17 protein-coding genes are annotated in these 19,454 nt (G+C 70.6%); 9 read left to right on the top strand and 8 right to left on the bottom strand.

Going from position 1 to position 19,454, the window contains the following annotated elements:
• The first annotated feature begins 221 nt into the window (after positions 1-221).
• Positions 222-1,685 carry a flavin-containing monooxygenase gene (locus ACFYVR_RS12160; protein WP_387473107.1) on the top strand — a complete coding sequence of 488 codons (1,464 nt, stop codon included), beginning with the start codon at positions 222-224 and terminating at the stop codon, positions 1,683-1,685.
• A 37-nt stretch (positions 1,686-1,722) separates the two neighbouring features.
• Positions 1,723-2,871 (top strand): PQQ-dependent sugar dehydrogenase, encoded by a 1,149-nt coding sequence (locus tag ACFYVR_RS12155; RefSeq protein ID WP_387473139.1) that lies wholly within the window; start codon positions 1,723-1,725, stop codon positions 2,869-2,871.
• Positions 2,872-2,877: 6 nt separating this feature from the next.
• Here ACFYVR_RS12155 and ACFYVR_RS12150 read toward each other — a convergent pair whose 3' ends face one another.
• The 7 genes from ACFYVR_RS12150 to ACFYVR_RS12120 all read right to left on the bottom strand — a co-directional run bounded on the left by ACFYVR_RS12150 (position 2,878) and on the right by ACFYVR_RS12120 (position 13,355).
• Positions 2,878-3,753 (bottom strand): aldo/keto reductase, encoded by an 876-nt coding sequence (locus ACFYVR_RS12150; protein ID WP_387473105.1) that lies wholly within the window; start codon positions 3,751-3,753, stop codon positions 2,878-2,880.
• Positions 3,754-3,889: 136 nt separating this feature from the next.
• Positions 3,890-5,869 carry an acyl-CoA dehydrogenase gene (locus ACFYVR_RS12145; RefSeq protein ID WP_387473103.1) on the bottom strand — a complete coding sequence of 660 codons (1,980 nt, stop codon included), beginning with the start codon at positions 5,867-5,869 and terminating at the stop codon, positions 3,890-3,892.
• A gap of 9 nt (positions 5,870-5,878) precedes the next feature.
• Positions 5,879-6,970: a sulfate/molybdate ABC transporter ATP-binding protein gene (locus ACFYVR_RS12140; RefSeq protein WP_387473101.1), complete on the bottom strand. Its 1,092-nt coding sequence runs from the start codon at positions 6,968-6,970 to the stop codon at positions 5,879-5,881.
• Between the two features lie 22 nt (positions 6,971-6,992).
• Positions 6,993-7,808, bottom strand: coding sequence for an ABC transporter permease (locus ACFYVR_RS12135; RefSeq protein WP_387473099.1), 816 nt, complete (start codon positions 7,806-7,808; stop codon positions 6,993-6,995).
• Positions 7,805-8,602, bottom strand: a complete 798-nt coding sequence (gene modA / locus ACFYVR_RS12130; RefSeq protein ID WP_387473097.1) for a molybdate ABC transporter substrate-binding protein — start codon at positions 8,600-8,602, stop codon at positions 7,805-7,807. Before modA ends, ACFYVR_RS12135 begins: the two co-directional genes overlap by 4 nt.
• On the bottom strand, positions 8,599-9,003 hold the full coding sequence (locus ACFYVR_RS12125) for a molybdopterin-binding protein (protein ID WP_387473095.1): 405 nt from the start codon (positions 9,001-9,003) through the stop codon (positions 8,599-8,601). The genes modA and ACFYVR_RS12125 overlap by 4 nt, the downstream gene beginning before the upstream one ends.
• A 104-nt stretch (positions 9,004-9,107) precedes the next feature.
• Entirely contained in the window at positions 9,108-13,355 is a 4,248-nt protein-coding gene (locus ACFYVR_RS12120) for a molybdopterin-dependent oxidoreductase (RefSeq protein WP_387473093.1), read from the bottom strand.
• A gap of 230 nt (positions 13,356-13,585) precedes the next feature.
• On the opposite strand from ACFYVR_RS12120, the gene ACFYVR_RS12115 reads away from it, so the two are divergent.
• Entirely contained in the window at positions 13,586-14,008 is a 423-nt protein-coding gene (locus ACFYVR_RS12115; protein WP_387473091.1) for a winged helix-turn-helix transcriptional regulator, read from the top strand.
• A gap of 32 nt (positions 14,009-14,040) precedes the next feature.
• Positions 14,041-14,367 (top strand): thioredoxin family protein, encoded by a 327-nt coding sequence (locus ACFYVR_RS12110; protein WP_387473089.1) that lies wholly within the window; start codon positions 14,041-14,043, stop codon positions 14,365-14,367.
• Between the two features lie 4 nt (positions 14,368-14,371).
• Here ACFYVR_RS12110 and ACFYVR_RS12105 read toward each other — a convergent pair whose 3' ends face one another.
• Positions 14,372-14,848: an Lrp/AsnC family transcriptional regulator gene (locus ACFYVR_RS12105; RefSeq protein WP_387473087.1), complete on the bottom strand. Its 477-nt coding sequence runs from the start codon at positions 14,846-14,848 to the stop codon at positions 14,372-14,374.
• Positions 14,849-14,965: 117 nt separating this feature from the next.
• Between ACFYVR_RS12105 and hppD the strand changes: the two genes are divergently transcribed.
• The 5 genes from hppD to ACFYVR_RS12080 all read left to right on the top strand — a co-directional run bounded on the left by hppD (position 14,966) and on the right by ACFYVR_RS12080 (position 19,448).
• Complete coding sequence (gene hppD / locus ACFYVR_RS12100) at positions 14,966-16,168, top strand: 4-hydroxyphenylpyruvate dioxygenase (RefSeq protein WP_387473085.1); 1,203 nt, start codon at positions 14,966-14,968, stop codon at positions 16,166-16,168.
• 85 nt (positions 16,169-16,253) lie between these two features.
• Complete coding sequence (locus ACFYVR_RS12095) at positions 16,254-16,625, top strand: hypothetical protein (RefSeq protein WP_387473083.1); 372 nt, start codon at positions 16,254-16,256, stop codon at positions 16,623-16,625.
• A 133-nt stretch (positions 16,626-16,758) separates the two neighbouring features.
• Positions 16,759-18,084: a glutamate-1-semialdehyde 2,1-aminomutase gene (gene hemL, locus ACFYVR_RS12090; RefSeq protein ID WP_387473081.1), complete on the top strand. Its 1,326-nt coding sequence runs from the start codon at positions 16,759-16,761 to the stop codon at positions 18,082-18,084.
• 51 nt (positions 18,085-18,135) lie between these two features.
• Positions 18,136-18,804, top strand: coding sequence for a histidine phosphatase family protein (locus tag ACFYVR_RS12085; protein ID WP_387473079.1), 669 nt, complete (start codon positions 18,136-18,138; stop codon positions 18,802-18,804).
• The gene (locus ACFYVR_RS12080) at positions 18,801-19,448 is read left to right on the top strand and encodes a TlpA disulfide reductase family protein (protein ID WP_387473077.1); all 648 of its coding nucleotides are present in this window, start codon (positions 18,801-18,803) and stop codon (positions 19,446-19,448) included. The genes ACFYVR_RS12085 and ACFYVR_RS12080 overlap by 4 nt, the downstream gene beginning before the upstream one ends.
• The last annotated feature ends 6 nt before the right edge of the window (positions 19,449-19,454 follow it).

Raw genomic sequence — 19,454 nt, 5'->3', positions numbered from 1 at the left:
CGCTGCCCCTCGGACAACGAACTTCGTGCATCCATGACACCACTCCCCGGAAGTCGGAACCGAATTTCGCAGTCCAACTTCCGGGGACCAGTTCACGTGCCCCTGATCCGAACGAATGCCACCTTCAGCCGCGTTCGAGGGCGGCGGGGAGCGACAGCCGACCTGTCCGGCCGATACCTGTGACTTGCCTTCTCACACCCATACTTGAACAGTGTTCAAGTATGGGTGTGAGAAGCGACGTCACGTTGCGGACCGCGAGAGTGCTGATCATCGGCAGCGGGTTCGCCGGGCTGGGGATGGCGGCCGCGCTGCACCGATCCGGCGAGCACGACCTCGTGATCCTCGAGCAGGCCGCCGAGGTCGGCGGGACCTGGCGCGACAACACCTACCCGGGCGCGGCCTGCGACGTCGCGTCGGCCCTGTACTCCTACTCGTTCGCGCCCTGGCGGAGGGGGACGGCCGCCCGCGCGGGACAGCCGGAGCTGCTGGACTACCTGCGTTCGGTCGCCGAACCCGTCCGCGACCGGATCGAGTTCGGTGCCCGCGTCGTCGCCGGCCACTGGGACGAGGCGGCCGCGATGTGGCAGGTCGCCACCGCCGACGGACGCCGGTACGCGGCACGGTTCCTCGTCGTCGCGACCGGAGCGCTGAATCTGCCTCGCATTCCCCGTATCCCGGGTGCGGAGACCTTCGCCGGCCCGGTGTTCCACACCGCCGAGTGGGACCATTCCGCCGAACTCGACGGCAAGCGGGTCGCGGTGATCGGGACCGGAGCGTCCGCCGTCCAGGTGGTGCCCGAGATCGCCGCGCGGGCCCGCGAACTGCACCTCTACCAGCGGACCCCGGCCTGGGTGCTGCCCGCTCGTTCGCAGCGTCCGCCGCGGCTGCCCCGGGTGTCCCGCCGCATCGAGTACTGGCGTGGTGAAGCACTGGTGCCCGCCCTCACCGGGCCGGCGGCCGCCGCGGCTCCGCTGCGCCGCCGGGCGCTGCGGCACCTGCACCGCCAGGTCGACGACCCCGCGCTGCGCCGGGCACTGACCCCCGATCACCGCATCGGCTGCAAGCGGATCCTGTACTCCGACAGCTATTTTCCTGCGCTCACCCGTCCGGGCTCGGAGGTCGTCACCGTGCCGATCGAGCGGATCGTGCCCGGCGGCGTGGTGACCGCGGACGGCGTCACCCGGGGCGTGGACGTGATCGTCCACGCCACCGGCTTCCGCGTCGCCGGTGCGCTCGGCGCGATGCCGCTGGCCGGGCGGGGCGGTGTCACGCTGCAGGAGTTGTGGCAGCGCGGCGGCATCCGCACACATCTCGGAGTCACCGTCGCGGGGCTGCCCAACGCGTTCCTGCTGTCCGGCCCGAACACCGGGCTCGGGCACAACTCGGTGCTCTACATGATCGAGTCGCAGATCCGGTACGTGCTCGACGCCATCGGAGTCGTGGAGCGGTCCGGGGCCGACGTCCTGGAGGTGCGGCAGGACGTTCAGGACGCGTCGTACCGGCAGACGCAGCGCAGACTGCGGCGCGCGGTGTGGAGCACCGGCGGGTGCGCGAGCTGGTACCTGGACGGCGCCGGAGGCAACCACGCGCTGTGGCCCGGATTCTCCTGGCGCTACCGGCTGCGCACCCGCCGGGTCCGCCTGCACGAGTACGAGTTCGTCCGGGGAGACATACCCTGGGGTTGAGTGAGAGCCGCTGACGGGGAGCACGGGCGTGGACGGGATTCGCGGGTTCGGTGCCGTGTTGGGTGCCGTGATCGCGCTCGGCTCGACGCAGGTCGCCTGCACGGCACCGGCACCCGACACCGCCACCGCCGGTCTGCCGGCCACCACCGGCGTGACCGTCTCCACCGTGCTGGACGGACTGGCCAGGCCGTGGGAGGTCGCGGTGTCGCCCGACGGCGCGATCCTCACCGGGGAACGCGCCGGCCGGTTCGTCGTCGCCCGCGCCGACGGCAGCGCGGGCGAGGTGGCGGCCGATCTGGCCGACCTGCACGTCCACGGCGAGACGGGGCTGATGGGCATCGCGTTCTCGCGGGATTTCGCCGTCGACCGGACCCTGTACACCTGCCAGGGTCACGTCGGCCCGCTGGGCGACCGCGACATCCGGGTGGTGGCGTGGACCGTCGATCCGGGGTGGACGGCGCTGACCCGCCGCGCGGAGGTGCTCACCGGCATCCCGGCCGGCAGCAGTGGCAGGCACGGCGGTTGCCGACTGCTCGCCCACCCCGACGGCACGCTGTTCGTCGGAACCGGTGACGGCACGTCGCGGACCGCGCCGCAGGATCCGACGTCGCCGGCGGGCAAGGTGCTGCACGTCAACGTCGACGGCACCCCCGCCGCGGGCAACCCCGACCCCGGGAGCCCGGTGTTCACCTTCGGCCACCGCAACGTGCAGGGGCTGGCGCTGCAGCCCGGCACCGGACGGCTGTACGGGATCGAGCAGGGCACCCGAGTCGACGACGAGGTGAACCTGCTGACCGCGGGCGGCAACTACGGCTACCGGCCCGATCGCAATCCGCTCCGCTACGACGAATCCGTGCCGATGACGGACCCGGACCGCGTGCCCGGTGCGATTGCGGCGGTGTGGTCGTCGGGCGCACCGACGATCGCGACGCCCGGCGGCACCTTCCTCTCGGGCGCACCGTGGGGCGAACTGGACGGGGCACTCGTGGTGACCAGCCAGCAGGCGGAGAAGCTGGTGGTGCTGCGACTGTCCGAGGACGGCACCGCCGTCACCGACGAGACCTCGATGCTGGACGAACAGTTCGGCCGGTTGCGTTCGGCGACCCTGGCGCCGGACGGCACACTGCTCCTCACCACCGACAACGGGTCGGGCGACCGGATCCTGCGGGTGACGCCCGGCGCGTGAGCGCGCTCAGCGGGGCGCGCCGATGTTCATCTCGTCGGGATGCATGCCCAGTCGGGTGCCGTTCGCGAGGGTGTCGATCTCGCTGACGTCGAGGTCGTCGAGTTCGAAGTCGAAGACGTCGATGTTCTGCGCGATCCGGTGGTCGTGCACCGACTTCGGGATGACGATCAGTCCGCTGCGGAGATGCCAGCGGATCAGCACCTGCGCCGCGGACCTGCTGTGCCGGTCCGCGATCCGCGTGATGATCGGATCGGTGAGGAGCGTGTTCGGCTTCGAGTTCGGTCCCCAGCCCGAATTGCTCGTGCCGCCCAGCGGGCTCCACGACTCCACCGCGATCCCGTGCTGCTGTGCGAAGGCGCGTATCTCGGTCTGCGGCAGGTGCGGATGCAGCTCGACCTGGTCGACGGCCGGGAGCAGGCCGCCGCGGTCGACCAGCAACTGCAGGTGGTGCGGCTCGAAGTTGCAGACACCGATCGCCTTGGCCCGACCCGACTCCGCGATCGCCTCCAGGGCGTCCCAGGTGCGGAGCAGGCGGTCGCGATCCTGCAGCGGCCAGTGGACGAGGTACAGGTCGACGTAGTCGGTGCCGAGCTTGCCGAGACTGGTGTCGAACGCCTGCAGGGCGCCCTCGTAGCCGTGATCGGCGTTCCACAGCTTCGTGGTGAGGAAGATGTCCTCCCGTGGGACCGCGGACGCCGCGACGGCGCGCCCGACACCGTCCTCGTTCCCGTAGGCGGCGGCGGTGTCGATGTGCCGGTACCCGGCCTCGTCGAGTGCATACCGCACCGCGTGTTCGGTCTCGTCGCCCGAGGCCTGCCACACTCCCAGGCCGAGCTGCGGGATGGTCGTTCCGGAATTCAGCGTGATGTCGGGGGTAGTCATTGCTCCAGGCTAAACACGCGTCCCCCACATCGAACGGGACTTCACGGGCGTGTTTCGCCGCTTCCGGGACTCCCCGTCGCACGCACTGCTGGACGCGGGGTGGTCCGTGTCGGGTGCTCGCCCTCGTCCGAGCCCGCTACGTGAGCATCGCGGCGCCGAGCACGGATTCGGGAACCCCGAACCCCTCGACGAGCGTGAGAACGTGCGGGCGCAGCGACCGGCAGCGCTCGTTGACGCCGCGGGTGACGGCCTTCGCTCGCTCCACCGACAGGTGCCGGTGCTCGATGAACCACGCCTTGTCGTTCTCGATCACGGTGAGCGCGTAGAGGTCGCAGAGGTCGCTCAGCAGGCGGCGCGCCTGCTCGTCCGCGCAGGACTCGATACCGGCGACGAACGCCTCGAGCACCACCCGGTCGACGTGCGCCTCCGCGGCGTGCAGGACGTGGTCCTGCACGAAGTTGAACGCGTCGAACGGATCGTCCTCGCGTCTGCTCGCGCCCTGCAGGCGACGGGCGGCGGTGGAGAGCAGGTACTCCTCCCGATCGCCGAACATCGTCAACTGCGTGCCGCGGTTGAACAGGCTGCCGTCCTCCTCGTTGTCCTGCCGGGTGTCGAGGATGGTCTGGATGATCTGCTGCGCGGCCGTGCGCTTCTTGACGATGTCCGAGACGGTGGTGGCCGCGAACCGCATCCACTCGACGGGGCTCATGCCCTGCACTTCGTCCGCGTACGCGGTGAGCAGTTCCTTCGCGACGAGTTGCGTCAGGACGTGGTTGTCTCCCTCGAAGGTGGTGAAGACGTCGGTGTCCGCCCTGAGCGCGACGAGCCGGTTCTCGGTGAGATATCCTGCGCCACCGCAGGCTTCGCGGCACTCCTGGATCGCGCGCGTCGCGTGCCGGGTGTTCGCGGCCTTGAGTCCCGCGGCGCGGGCCTCGAGCTCACGCTGGTCGCGGTGGTCGACGTTCTCGGCGGTCTGGATGTCGTGGAGCCGGCCGACCAGTTCGTTCTGCGCGAACGCCAGTGCATACGAGGTCGCGATCAGGGGCAGCAGTCGCCGCTGGTGGACGAGGTAGTCCATGATCAGCACCTCGCCGGGCGCCGTCGCGTCGCCCTTCGGTGCCGGACGGTCGAACTGCTTGCGTTGCAGAGCGTACCGGGCCGCGATGCTCAGTGCGACGCGCGTCGCCGCACCGGCCGCCCCACCGACCGTGACGCGACCGCGAACCAGGGTGCCCACCATCGTGAAGAAGCGCCGCCCCGGGCTGTCGATCGGGGACGAGTAGCTGCCGTCCTCGGCGACGTCGGCGTACCGGTTCAGCAGGTTCACCCGCGGGACGCGCACGTGGTCGAACACGATGCGGCCGTTGTCGACACCGGGCAGCCCGCCCTTGACACCGCAGTCCGAGGTCGTGACGCCGGGCAGGTCCGCGCCGTCCTCGTCCCGGATCGGAACCAGGAAACAGTGCACTCCCTTCGATTCCGGTTCCTCTCCAGGACCCGCGGTGATCAGCTGCGCGAACACCGCGGCCATCCGGGCGTGTTCGGCGGCGCCGCCGATGTAGTCCTTGCGGGCAGGCGGCACCGGGGTGTCGATCACGAACTCACCGGTCGCGGCGTCGTAGGTCGCGGTGGTCTGCAGCGACTGCACGTCGCTGCCGTGCCCGGTCTCGGTCATCGCGAAACAGCCGAGCACGTCCAGGTCGATGGTCGGGCGTACGTACCGCTCGTGATGGCGTGCGGTGCCCAGGTTCTCGATCGCGCCGCCGAACAGGCCCCACTGCACACCGGCCTTGACCATCAACGACAGGTCCGACATCGCGAGCATCTCGATGCTGGTCACCGCTGCGCCGACGTCGCCCGTGCCGCCGTGCTCGGCGGCGAAACCGTTGGCGGCGTAGCCGGACTCCGCCAGCAGTCGCAGCTGGGCGAGCGTCTTCGCCCTGGCTTCTCTCAGGTCCGGCGTGTGGTGGGGTGCGAACTCGTCGCGGAGCAGGGCGTCGCGTACTCCGTCGCGGACCTCCCGCCAACGTCCGTCCAGAGTGATGCGAACGTGGTCGGCCGTGGTCGGGTCCGGCGGGGTCTGTTGCACCGTGGTCTGCTGCACTGTGGTCGCCATGACCCGAACCTACTGATTTCTCGCCGCCCGCGCGGGGTGGACGGTGACCTCCTGCGCCTTCACCGCGAACCACACCCGATGCCCGGGCGCGAGGTCGAGTTCGGCGGCGGCCGCGGGCGTGACGTCCGCGGCCGGCCCCACCGACCCGTCCGGGTTGTCCTCGGCGCGCACCCGGACGGCCGCTCCGTGCGCCTCGAGTTCGGAGACCGTGACGGCGAAGACATTGCGGGGGCTGGCGTGCGGCCGGTCGGCGTGCACGGACACCGCCGCGGGCCGGAACAGCGCGACCGCGGGCGAGCCCGCCTCCGCGCCGGACCCGATCCCGGACACGGCTGCACCCCACGGTGTTTCGAGACCGTCCGGGGACGTGGCGGTCCCGGCGAGGAGGTTGACGCCGGCGATCCGGGCCGCGAACGCGCTGCGCGGATGCGTCAGAACCTCACGGACGGTGCCCGATTCGACCACGACGCCCGCCTCGACGACAATCACCCGGTCGGCGAGGGCGAGGGCGTCGAGCAGGTCGTGGGTGACGATCACCGCGGTCCGTGCCTGCTCGCGCAGCACCCGGCGCAGCAGCCGTCGCAGCGTCGGCGCGACGGCGACGTCGAGCGCGGCCATCGGTTCGTCGAGCAGCAGCAGCCGGGGCTCGGCGGCCAACGCGCGGGCGATCGCGATCCGCTGGGCCTGACCGCCCGACAACTGGGACGGGCGCCGCGCGGCGAGATCCTCGGCGTCCACCTGCCGCAGCCAGTGCGCGGCGATCTCCCGCGACTGCGCCCGCGACATCCCGCGGCTGCGCGGCGCGAACGCGACGTTCGCGGCGGCCGTCAGGTGCGGGAAGAGCAGGGCCTGCTGCGACAGCAGAGCCACGCCCCGGTCGTGCGGCGGGACGAACACACCCGCAGCGGTGTCGACGAGGGTGCGGTCACCGAGCGTGACGGTCCCGTCGTCCGGCCGCAGCAGTCCGGCGATCATGCCGAGCAACGTCGACTTGCCCGCCCCGTTCGGTCCCAGCACCGCCAGCACCTCGCCGTCGCCGAGCGCGACGTCGAACCGTGCCCCGCGGTGCCCGAGGCCGGCCCGCACCGTCAACGCGCTCACAGCTTCTCCGTCGTTCGCTCGCTCACAGCGCCCCCACCCGGTGCCGGTGGGTCGCCAGCACGATCACCGCGGCCACCACGATCAGCAGCAACGACAACGCGACCGCCGCCTGCGGGTCGGTCTCGCGCTGCAGGTAGATCTCCAGCGGGAGGGTGCGGGTGACGCCCTGCAGCGACCCGGCGAAGGTGATGGTCGCGCCGAACTCGCCGAGCGCGCGGGCGAAGGCGAGGACGGCGCCGGACGCCAGGCCCGGAAGCACCAGCGGGAGCGTCACCCGCCGCAGCACCGTCGTCGGCCGGGCACCCAGGGTCGCGGCGACCTCCTCGTAGCGCCGTCCCGCCACGAGGAGTGCCCCTTCGAGGCTGACGACCAGGAACGGCAGCGACACGAACGTCTGGGCCAGCACCACAGCGGTGGTGGAGAACGCGATTCGGATCCCGAAGGCCTCGAGCGGCTCGCCGAGCAGACCGTTGCGGCCGAACGTGTACAGCAGCGCGATGCCGCCGACCACGGGTGGCATCACCAGCGGCAGCAACACCAGCGAGCGCAGCATCGAGCGGCCGCGGAAACGTCCACGCGCCAGCACCAGTGCCATCGGGACACCGAGGAGGATGCAGGCCACGGTGCTCGCGCTCGCCGTCTTCAGGCTCAGTGCCAGTGCGGTGCGAGCGGATTCGGAGGTGATCAGGGAAACGAAGTTGCCCCAGTCGATTTCGAGGAGGACGGCGACGAGGGGGAGGACGAGGAACGCGGCCCCGACAGCGGCGGGCAGGTACGTCCAGCCGGGCAGGCCGACGCGCACCCGCCCGTCCGGATCCCCACCCGCCCGCGAGGTCACGGTGCCGCGAATCCCGCCTCGGCCAGCACCTTCCGGCCCTCGGGTCCGGTGACCAGTGCGACGAACGCCTCGGCCGCCTCGGGGTTGCCCGCGTCGGTGAGCGCGGCGATCGGGTAGGTGTTCACGGCCCCGGCGGACTCGGGGAACGGGACCGCGGTGACCTTGTCGCCCGCGGTCGCCGCGTCGGTGACGTACACCAGGCCGGCGTCCGCCTGCCCCGAGGTGACCTTGCCGAGCACGTCGGTGACCGACGACTCCTCACTGACCGGAGACAGCGTGACGTTCGTCGCCGCCTCGACCTTCGCGGTCGCCGCGCCGCACGGCACCTGCGGCGCACACACCACGACCTGGACGTCCGGCTTGGCCAGGTCCGCGAAAGACGTGATCTGTGCGGGGTTTCCGGGCGGCGTCACGATCGTCAGGGTGTTGGTGGCGAAGTTCACCGGGGTGCCGGCGACCAGGTCCTGCGCCTTCGTCATGTTGGCGGTGTCGGCGGAGGCGAACACGTCGGCCGGCGCGCCCTGCTGGAGCTGCGCGACCAGGTCGGACGACCCGGCGAAGTTGAACGTCACCGAGGTGCCGGGATGCGCGTCCTCGAACATGTCGCCGAGTTCGGTGAACGTCGACTTCAGCGAGGCGGCCGCGAACACCGTCAGGTCACCCGAGACGGCGGCCGAGTCGGCGGCGCTGGTCGGGGTGGCGTCCTCGTCGGTGGACGAGCTCGAGCATCCGGCGATGGCTGCGGTGGCGGCGACCGCGGCGAACAGTGTTGCGAGGGTCCTGCTGTGCTTCACGAAGTTCCTTCGGGTGTTTCGACGATGACGGTGGTGGCCTTGACCATGGCGACCGCGACGGAGCCGGGTTCGAGGCCGAGCTCACGCACGGAGGCCGAGCTCATCAGGGAGACGACGGTGAACGGGCCGCACTGCATCTGCACCTCGGCCATCACCGTGTCGGTGGTGACCTTGGTGACCAGACCGACGAAGCGATTGCGCGCCGAGCTGGCGGATCCGATCGGGTCGGCCGGGGGAGTGGCCTGCCGAGTGGCGAACTCCGCGAGGACCTTCCCGTCGACGACCTTGCGGCCCGAAGCGTCCTTGTCGGCGGGCAGGGCGCCGCTGTCGATCCAGCGGCGGACGGTGTCGTCGCTGACGCCGAGCAGATCCGCAGCATCCTTGATGCGTAGCGACGGCATCGATCTCTCTTTCGCAGAATCGGTCTCCGGTAGGCCAGAAGATCGTATCAGCGGAGAGATGAGGTCAATATTGGCGCATCAGCGGATCTGCGGCCGGGGCCGGATCAGTACACGTCGCGCACGTACCGCTTCTCCGCCGCGAGCGCCTTCACGTACGCCTCCGCGCTGCGCGGCGCGAGGCGGCCGTGCTGCGCGACGATGCCGCACAGCGCCTGGTCGACGTCCTTGGCCATCCGGTTCGCGTCACCGCACACGTAGAAGTGCGCACCCTCCTGCAGCCACTGCCACAGTTGCGCACCGCGTTCGCGCATCCGGTCCTGGACGTAGATCTTCTTGCTCTGATCGCGGGAGAACGCCAGATCGAGTTCGGTGAGGAAGCCGTCGCCGCGGAGTTCCTCGATCTCGTCGCGGTAGTAGAAGTCGGTGCCCGCATGCTGCTCACCGAAGAACAGCCAGTTCGGTCCCGTGTGGCCGAGCGCCCGCCGTTCGTGCATGAAGGCGCGGAACGGGGCGACGCCGGTGCCCGGCCCGATCATGATCATCGGTGTGTCCGCGTCGGCCGGGGGCCGGAAGTGCCGCGACTTCTGCACGAAGATGCCGATGTCGTCGTCCTCGGCGTGGTCGGCGAGGTACGTCGAGCAGACGCCGCGCCGCGGGATGCCGTGAATGTTGTACCGGACGGCCGAGACCGTCAACTGGACCTCGCGGGGATTCTCCTTCGGGCTCGACGAGATCGAGTACAGCCGGGGCTGAAGGGGTTTGAGGACGGCCAGCCACTCGTTCGCGGAAGCGCGGAACGGGGCGTGGGTGAGCAGGTCGAGCGACTGCCTGCCCCACGACCAGTCGTCGAGGCGTCCCTTGTTCTCCGGCTTCATCAGCTCCGCGAGCTGCGCGTCGCCGGTGCGCTCGTGCGCGAACCGGAGCAGATCGCCGGTGATGCGGGTGATCTCCAGACGCTCGAGAAGTGCGGTGCGCAGCGGCATCGCGCCGTGATCGGCGACGTCGACGGTCGCGTCACCGTCGAGACCGGTGGCGCCGAGCCACTCGTCGACGAACGGGCGGCTGTTGCGCGGCCACACCCCGAGCGCATCACCGGCCTCGTAGTCGAGGGTGTCCTCCGGCAGGTGGAACCCGAACTGGCGCACGTCCTTCGACGATCCGGGCCGGCTCAGCACGGTGTTGCGGACCAGCTTGGTCACGAGCGGCGACTTGCGTCCGTAGCGAGCCTGCGGCGCTGCCGGTTCGGTGGCCGTCGCCCGGGCCGGGAACGACGTCGTGGACGACCCGGGCGCGGTCGTCGCCGGAGCAGGCGGCGCGGGCGTCGGCGGTGCGTCGTCCGGGGCGCCGGTCAATGCCGTCGTGACCGCGTCCAGCCACCCGGCCGCGGCAGCGTCGAAGTCCGGTTCGCAGTCCACCCGGTCGACGATGCGCGTGGCGCCGAGCTCGGCGAGCCGGGCGTCGAGTTTGCGTCCGTGACCGCAGAAGTCGTCGTAGTTGGAGTCGCCGAACGCGAGGACGGCGAAGCGGGTGCCGGTCAGCTGCGGCGCGTCCGCAGCGGACAGGGCGCTCCACAGGCCGCTCCCGTTGTCCGGTGGATCTCCGTCACCGGTGGTGCTCGTGATCACCAGCAGCTCACGTGTGCCCGCGAGATCCGTGGCGGAGAACCCGTCCATGTCGTGCAGGGTGACCGGCACACCGGCATCCGAGAGCGACGCCGCGCAGCCGGACGCGAACTCCTCCACGGTGCCGGTCTGCGACGCCCACAGCACGGTGACCGGTGCCCGGCCGGGGGCCGGGGAGTCGAGCGGCGACGCCGGTTTCGTCGTCGACACCGTGGTGCGGGAGAACAATCCGGCGAGCAGCCCGTCCACCCACGCGCGGGCGGCCGGATCGAACGGCGCCGAATCCGGCAACACCGGAACCCCCGAGCCGGCGGCGTCGGCGCGCAGCGCGGTCAGCATCCCGGCGAGGTAGCGTCGCCCGACGGGGTCGAAGTCGATCGGAGCCTGGTCGGACAGGCCCAGGATGTCGGCGAGGGTGTCGACCCGAGTCACACGGTTCTCCTCCGTCGAAAGCGGTGCGGCAGTGTCGAAAGCCGTTGCGGCGGCGACAGACGGTGCGGTCCCGTCGTCGGCGGGCGGTTCCCCGTCGGTGACGACCTTCGCGAGGGTGACCGCGCAGGCCTTGAACTCCGGCTGCTGGGACGCCGGGTCGATCGCGTCGTTGGTGACCGCGTTGATCGCCAGGTACTCACCGAACACGTCGTTCCAGTGGAACGGGGCGAAGCAGTCCCCGGGACGCACCCGGTCGCTGACCACGGCGGGAAGCACCGCCCGCCCGCGCCGCGACGCCACCTCGACCCGGTCCTTCGCGGTGACACCCAGACGCGCAGCGTCGTCGGGGTGGATCTCGACGAACGGGCCGGGGTTGAGCTTGTTCAGCTTCGCGACCTTGCCGGTCTTGGTCATCGTGTGCCACTGGTGCGCCAGCCGACCGGTGTTCAGCAGGAACGGGAAGTCGTCGTCGGGTATCTCGGCCGGCAGCATGTGCGGGCGCGCGAAGAAGGCGGCACGCCCGCTCGGGGTCGGGAACGCCAACCGCGGCGTGGTGCCGTCCTCGCGGACCAGAAGATGCTGGCTCACACCGTCGTTGAGGTAGCGGATCGGGTGCCGTCCGGTGTCGGGGTCGCGGTCGGAGTCGGCATCCGGGGGGCACGGCCACTGGATCGGCGTCTGCCGCAGCCGCTCGTAGCTGACGCCGCGCAGGTCGTATCCCGTTCGCGGATTGGCGAACTGCTTGATCTCCTCGAACACCTCCTCCGCGCAGGAGTAGGTGAACGCCTCGGCGTAGCCCATCTCGCAGGCGATCCGGGCGATGATCTGCCAGTCCGGCAGCGCCTGCCCGACCGGGTCGAGGGCCCGCTGGAACAGGGTGACGTTGCGTTCGGAGTTGATCATCACCCCGTCCGACTCGGTCCACAGCGCGGCGGGCAACAGGATGTCGGCGTACTCGTTGGTCTCGGTGTCCCGGAAGGCGTCCTGCGTGATCACCAGCTCGGCCTTCTCCAGCCCGGCGAGCACGGTCCGGCGGTTCGCCACCGTCGCAACGGGATTGGTGCAAATGATCCAGCAGGCCTTGATGTCGCCGTCGGCCATGCGGGAGAACATGTCGATGGTGCCGCCGCCGACGTCGGTGCGCAGCGTCCCGCGCGGAATGCCCCAGCGGTCCTCGACGAAGTCGCGGTCCGCCTCGGACGTGATCGCCCGCTGCCCGGGCAGTCCCGGACCCATGTAGCCCATTTCGCGGCCACCCATCGCGTTCGGCTGCCCGGTGAGCGAGAACGGGCCGCTGCCGGGCTTGCAGATCGCGCCCGTCGCCAGGTGCAGGTTGCAGATCGCGTTGGTGTTCCAGGTGCCGTGGGTGCTCTGGTTCAGGCCCATCGTCCAGCAGCTCGTCCAGTCGGAGGCCTCGCCGATCCACCGCGCCGCGGTACGGATGTCCGCCTCGGGGATACCGGTGATCTCGGCGACCTTCCCCGGCGTGTAGTCGGCGAGGAAGTCGGGCATGGCGTTCCAGCCCTCGGTGAACTCGGCGATGAACTCCGGATCGGTGTGCCCGTTCTCCACGATCAGGTGCAGCAGCCCGTTGAGCAGCGCCAGGTCGGTGCCGGGCGCGATCTGCATGAAGAGGTCGGCCTTGTCGGCGGTCGCGTTGCGCCGGGGGTCGACGACGATCAGCTTCGCGCCGGCCTTGACGCGGTCCATCATCCGCAGGAACAGGATCGGATGGCAGTCGGCCATGTTGGCGCCGATCACGAAGAAGACGTCGGCGTGGTCGAAATCCTGGTACGAGCCGGGCGGGCCGTCCGCGCCGAGGGACTGCTTGTAGCCGGTGCCCGCGCTGGCCATGCACAGCCGCGAGTTCGACTCGATCTGATTGGTGCCGATGAACCCTTTGGCCAGCTTGTTCGACAGGTACTGGGCCTCGAGGGACATCTGCCCCGACACGTACAGCGCCACGGCGTCCGGACCGTGCTCGTCGACGATCGCCCGCAGTCGGGTGGCCGTCTCGGTGATGGCGGCGTCCATCACGGTGGCCTCGACCGGTGCGCCGCGCTGCGGCCGCAGGTAGGCGGACTCCATGCGTCCCGACCCGGCGAGCATGTCGGCGGTGGTCGAGCCCTTCGTGCACAGGCGACCGAAGTTCGTCGGGTGATCGGTGCGTCCGGTGGACTTGGCGGCGCGGCGCCGTCCGGTCTCCGGGTCCGTGGTGATGTCGAGCACCAGACCGCAACCCACCCCGCAGTAGGCGCACAGCGTGTCGACGCTGTCGGCATCGCGGCATGCGCTCACGGAGCTCTCCTTCTGTCGACCGAACCAACCAGACCGAGTTTCGGGTGCGGATGTTTCCGGAGTCTTCGGCTGATATTTCGTACATGTGAACCGTTCGCCGAACGGCCGTCGCCCGATCCCCCCGCTGACGGAAGGTGGCCTTCGTCTCGCTCATCGAGATGAAGGTCACCTTCAGCCGGGGAGTGGGAGGGGAGGCGGAAGAGCTGGGTTCGGAATGTAGACTCAGCATCGTGACCACGCTCTCGGACACGGTGACCCTGCTCGGCGAACGCTGGGCGCTGCTCGTCGTGCGCGAGGTGTCGCTCGGACTGCGGCGCTTCGACGAACTCCGCTCCGCGACCGGAGCCCCGCGCACCGTGCTGTCCGACCGACTGCGACGGCTCGTCGAGGCGGGGGTGCTCGGCACCCGCGAGTACCGCGTCCCGGGAAGTCGGGCGCGGCTCGAGTACACGCTCACCGCCGCCGGGCTCGACCTGCTTCCCGTGCTCGCCGCGCTGACCGACTGGGGGGAGCGGCACCTCGACACGGCGTCGGTCCCCGATGTCGCCTACCGGCACGGCGGCTGCGGTGGCCGGGTCGAGGCCCGGCTGGTCTGCGAGTGCGGATCGGAAGTGGTTCCCGGACAACGACTTCTCGCCCAGGTCAACCGCTGACCGACCACACCACCACAGGAAGAAGGACACTCATGGCCCTCGCCTCCACCACCGACTCCGACTTCGCCGCCGATGTCCTCGGCTCCGACCTGCCGGTTCTCGTCGACTTCACCGCCGCCTCGTGCGGGCCGTGCCGGATGGTCGCGCCCGTGCTCGACCAGATCGCCGGCGACCTCGACGGACGCCTGCGCATCCTGACGCTCGACGTCGCGGCGAACCCCGTCACCACCGGTGAGTACCAGGTGATGGGCACGCCGACGCTGGCGTTGTTCGTCGGCGGCGAGCGGGTCGTGCGACTGGCCGGGGCGAAGTCCCGCGCCGCGATCCTGCGGGAGATCGAGCCGCACCTGCCGAACTGACGCGTCACCGCGGATCGTCGCGGGCGACCGGGACCAACTGCAGGTGCCGCAGCGGGATCGGCGTCTCCAACGCGATCGACGTCGAGGAGCGCAGGACGTGCCTGCCGTCGACGATCTCGTTGATCACGCGCTGCAGATCGGCGTGGGTGCGGGCCACCACCCGCACCAGGAGGTCGCCCGCGCCGGTCGTGGTGTGCGCCTCGAGCACCTCGGGGATCGCCGACAGATGCTCGATCACGGCACTGTGGCCCTGACCCTGCACGATCTCGAGCGTCGCGAACGCCGACACCGGGAACCCGAGCGCGGCGGCGTCCAGGGTGGGGGAACGGTCGGCGATCACCCCGCACCGTTCGAGGCGGTCCAGCCGGGCCTGGACGGTGCCGCGCGCGACACCGAGACGCCGCGACGCCTCGAGCACCCCGACGCGGGGCTCGGTGTGCAGCAGGGCCAGCAGGGCCGCGTCGAGACGGTCGATGGACATGGCTGCCTCCTGGTCGATCTGTCCAGTGAAACCGCGTCGATGCCCAGCATTCTGTACAGGGTGACCACCGTCAACGCCGACTGTTGCGCACTCCGGCGCCCGGGCCGACAGTGAGGCATGACCACCGCACGCCTCACCTCCCACGAACGTGCCGCGCACCTGCGTGCCGGACAGCTGCGGCGACTCGTCGGACTCGTCGACCACGACGACGCAGCCGACCCGTTCCCCGTCGTCGGGATGGACGCAGTCGAGTTCGTGTGCGGCAACGCCACCCAGGCCTGTCACTACTTCACCTCGGCGTGGGGGATGACACTCGTCGCGCACGCCGGCCCCGAGACCGGGCAACGCGACCACCGGTCGTTCGTCCTCGAATCCGGGTCGGTCCGATTCGTGCTCACCGGCGCCGTCGACCCCACCAGCGCGCTCGCCGACCACCACCGCCGGCACGGTGACGGCGTCGTCGACCTGGCCCTCGAGGTCCTCGACGTCGACCGCTGCGTCGCGCACGCCCGCGCCCACGGCGCCGTCGTCCTCGACGAACCCCACGACGTCACCGACGAGTCCGGCACAGTCCGGCTCGCCGCGCTCGCCACCTACGGCAGCACCCGGCACACGCTCGTCGACCGGTCCGGGTACCGCGGGGTGTACCTGCCCGGCTTCGAGCCCCGCTGTTCGGGATTCGTGCCCCGGCCCGGCGCGGAGGACCGGGTGTTCGCCGCCCTCGACCATGCCGTGGGCAACGTCGAGATGGGCCGGATGGACCACTGGGTGCGGTTCTACAACGAGGTCATGGGTTTCACGAACCTCGCCGAGTTCGTCGGCGACGACATCGCGACCCAGTACTCCGCCCTGATGAGCAAGGTCGTCGCGAACGGCAACCACCGCGTCAAGTTCCCCCTCAACGAACCGGCGGTCGGACGCAAACGGTCGCAGATCGACGAGTACCTCGACTACTACGGCGAACCCGGCTGCCAGCACCTCGCGCTCGCCACCGACGACATCCTGCGCGCCGTCGACCGACTACGCGCCGAAGGCGTCGAGTTCCTGCCGACGCCCGACGCGTACTACGACGACCCGCAGCTCCGCGCCCGGATCGGCCGGGTCCGGGTCCCGATCGACGAGCTGAAGGCGCGCGGCATCCTCGTCGACCGCGACGAGGACGGTTACCTGCTGCAGATCTTCACCAAACCCCTCGGTGACCGGCCGACGGTGTTCTTCGAACTGATCGAACGGCACGGTTCGCTCGGCTTCGGCAAGGGCAACTTCAAGGCCCTGTTCGAGTCCATCGAACGCGAGCAGGAGGCACGCGGGAACCTGTGAAGCGGTGATTCGCAACTCATTCGCTATTTCGCCGTGACTCGTGTCGCTGGCGTGGCAGGCGTCAGTGGTGTTTCATCGGTGAACTATGAGCGCAGTCAACCGAATCGCCCGAATTGCCACCGTCGCCGCCGGAACCGTCGCCGTCCTGGCCACGTCGGCCGCGATCGCCTCCGCCGCTCCCGCGGTGCCCGGTTCGGAGAGGTTCACCCCGTTGGTCGACGGCTCGCACACCGAGTTCCTGGTCAACCCGGTGATCACCCAGGACGACCTGCTCTACACGCACAAGGACTTCACCACCATTCCCGGCGTGCGCGCACACAGCATCGACGGCCGCAACTACTCCTTCTACCGCGTCGTCGACGGCGTCCGCATCAGCATGGCCCGCATCAACGAGGTGTGCCTGCCGACCGGCGTCTGCCACGGACTGATCGTCGACGCACCCAGCCCCTTCATCTGATCCACCGCCGCCCGCACGCCCCCGGGCCCGGGACGACACGCATCGTCCCGGGCCCGGTGTGTCACCGGGTGGCCGCAGCCTGTCCCAACACCCTGTCGTTGCCGGGTTCGCGGGAACTGGGACACTGGAGGCCGTGACTGCCACCCCCGGCGCCTCGGCGCAGCCTGCCACTCGATCCGCAGAACTCTTCGAGCGCGCCGCCGCCGTCACCCCCGGCGGCGTGAACTCCCCGGTCCGGGCATTCGGCTCGGTCGGCGGCACCCCCCGGTTCATCGCCCAGGCCCACGGCTGCACCCTCACCGACGTCGACGGCAACGACTACGTCGACCTCGTCTGTTCGTGGGGTCCGATGATCCTCGGGCACGCGCATCCCGCTGTCGTCGAGGCGGTGCAGCGGGCGGCCGTCGGCGGCCTGTCGTTCGGCGCCCCCACCGAGGGCGAGGTCGAGCTCGCCGAACTGATCGTCGACCGCACCTCCGTCGAGCAGGTGCGCCTGGTCAACTCGGGCACCGAGGCGACGATGAGCGCGGTCCGGCTCGCCCGCGGGTTCACCGGCCGCACCAAGATCGTCAAGTTCGCCGGCTGCTACCACGGCCACGTCGACGCGTTGCTCGCCGAGGCGGGCTCCGGCCTGGCCACCTTCGGGCTGCCGACCTCGCCCGGCGTCACCGGCGCCCAGTCGTCCGACACCATCGTGCTGCCCTACAACGACCTCGCCGCCGTCGAGCAGGCCTTCGCCGCGCACCCCGGCGAGATCGCATGCGTCATCACCGAGGCCGCCGCGGGCAACATGGGCGCCGTCCCGCCGCTGCCCGGCTTCAACGAGGGTCTGCGGTCCCTCTGCACCGCGAACGGCGCGCTGCTGATCATGGACGAGGTGATGACCGGATTCCGCGTCAGCCGGTCCGGCTGGTACGGCCTCGACGGCGTCGCCGGTGACCTCACGACCTTCGGCAAGGTGATGAGCGGCGGGCTGCCCGCCGCCGCGTTCGGTGGCCGCGCCGACGTCATGAACCACCTCGCACCGGCCGGCCCGGTGTACCAGGCGGGCACCCTGTCCGGGAACCCGGTCGCCGTCGCCGCCGGCCTCGCCAGCCTGAAAGCCGCAGATCAGAGCGTCTACGACGCGCTCGAACGCAACGCCGCCACCCTCGGTCGGCTGCTCGGTGACGCACTCCACGCTGCAGGTGTGCGGCACCAAGTGCAATTTGCAGGCACCATGGTGAGCGTGTTCTTCGCCGACCGACCCGTGACCAGCTACGCGGAGGCGAAGGCGAGCGAGACGTGGCGGTACCCCGCCTTCTTCCACACGCTGCTCTCCCGCGGCGTGTACGCACCCCCGAGCGCGTACGAGGCCTGGTTCGTCTCGTCCGCGCTCGACGAGGGCGCCTTCGACCGCATCGCCGCCGCCGTCCCCGCGGCGGCCGCCGCGGCCGCCGCGGCGACCCCCGGCACCTAGATCCACCCCGACCACCCGACACCCACCATCCAGCTCCCGGAGCAGACCACCGTGACAAGCCCCCAGCAGACGCCGTCCGCAGACCCCGCCGAGTCCCGCACGATCGTGCACGTCCTGCGGCACGGTGAGGTGCACAACCCGAAGGGCATCCTGTACGGGCGGCTCCCCGGCTACCGGCTGTCGGTGACCGGTCAGGCGCAGGCCCGCACGGTCGCATCGGTGCTGTCCGCGCACGACATCACCCACGTCGTCGCGTCGCCGCTGCAGCGGGCGCAGGAGACCGCGTCGCCGATCGCGGACGCGCACGGCCTGACCCTGGCGACCGACGACAACCTGATCGAGGCCGCGAACGACTTCGAGGGCCTGAAGGTCTCCGTCGGCGACGGTGCGCTGCGCCGTCCGCGGCACTGGTGGAAGCTGCGCGACCCGTTCACCCCGTCGTGGGGCGAGCCGTACCTGCAGATCGCGCACCGGATGCTGGCCGCCGTCAACGCGGCGCGCGTCGCGGCCGTCGGGCACGAGGCCGTGTGCGTCAGCCACCAGCTGCCCGTGTGGACGCTGCGCCGCTTCCTGCAGGGTGAGCGGCTCTGGCACGACCCCCGGCACCGGCAGTGCGGCCTGGCGTCGCTGACCTCGCTGGTGTACGAGGGCGACACCCTCGTCGACATCGTCTACTCGGAGCCCGCAGGCGCGTCGGATCCGAGGGTGACCGGGGCATGAGTGCGGCTTCGCCGCCTGTGCGCGTTGTCGGTGGCACCGGCCACCGACGGCGCGCACAGGTCCTTGTTGCCCTGGTGCTGAGCGTGCTGCTCGGCGGGCTGGCCAGCGCCTGCGCCACCGGCGACGACGCCGTCGCACAGGGCGGCACCTTCGACTTCGTCTCGCCCGGCGGCCAGACGTCGATCTACTACGACCCGCCCGCCGACCGCGGCACCATCGGCAACCTCACCGGCGAGGACCTGATGGAGGAGGGTAAGACCGTCTCGCTGTCCGACTTCGAGGACCAGGTCGTCGTGATCAACCTGTGGGGCCAGTGGTGCGGACCGTGCCGCGGCGAGGTCGACGACCTCGAGAAGGTGTACGAGGCCACCCGCGACCAGGGCGTCGCGTTCCTCGGCATCAACGTCCGGGACCCGCAGCGGGACAAGGCACAGGACTTCGTCACCAACAACAACGTCGGATACCCGTCGATCTGGGACCCGTCGATGCGCAGTCTCACCGCACTCGGCGGCAACTACCCGACCAGCGTCATCCCGTCCACCATCGTCCTGGACCGTCAGCACCGCGTCGCGGCGGTGTACCTGACCGCACTGCTCGTCGACGACCTGCAGCCCGCGGTCGAGAGGATCGCGGCCGAGCAGTGAACACAG

It is taken from the genome of Rhodococcus sp. NPDC003318 (assembly GCF_042879035.1).
Classification (GTDB): Bacteria; Actinomycetota; Actinomycetes; order Mycobacteriales; family Mycobacteriaceae; genus Rhodococcus_G.
Note: the sequence above shows the minus strand (reverse complement) of the source record. Positions and strands in the feature narration are given on the sequence as shown.

Excerpts from the sequence above, each read along its gene's own strand:
- ACFYVR_RS12150 (WP_387473105.1), bottom strand. The coding sequence starts at position 3,753 with ATGACTACCCCCGACATCACGCTGAATTCCGGAACGACCATCCCGCAG.
- ACFYVR_RS12110 (WP_387473089.1), top strand. The coding sequence starts at position 14,041 with ATGGCCCTCGCCTCCACCACCGACTCCGACTTCGCCGCCGATGTCCTC.
- hppD (WP_387473085.1), top strand. The coding sequence starts at position 14,966 with ATGACCACCGCACGCCTCACCTCCCACGAACGTGCCGCGCACCTGCGT.
- ACFYVR_RS12160 (WP_387473107.1), top strand. The coding sequence starts at position 222 with ATGGGTGTGAGAAGCGACGTCACGTTGCGGACCGCGAGAGTGCTGATC.
- ACFYVR_RS12095 (WP_387473083.1), top strand. The coding sequence starts at position 16,254 with ATGAGCGCAGTCAACCGAATCGCCCGAATTGCCACCGTCGCCGCCGGA.
- ACFYVR_RS12105 (WP_387473087.1), bottom strand. The coding sequence starts at position 14,848 with ATGTCCATCGACCGTCTCGACGCGGCCCTGCTGGCCCTGCTGCACACC.
- ACFYVR_RS12145 (WP_387473103.1), bottom strand. The coding sequence starts at position 5,869 with ATGGCGACCACAGTGCAGCAGACCACGGTGCAACAGACCCCGCCGGAC.
- ACFYVR_RS12125 (WP_387473095.1), bottom strand. The coding sequence starts at position 9,003 with ATGCCGTCGCTACGCATCAAGGATGCTGCGGATCTGCTCGGCGTCAGC.
- ACFYVR_RS12080 (WP_387473077.1), top strand. The coding sequence starts at position 18,801 with ATGAGTGCGGCTTCGCCGCCTGTGCGCGTTGTCGGTGGCACCGGCCAC.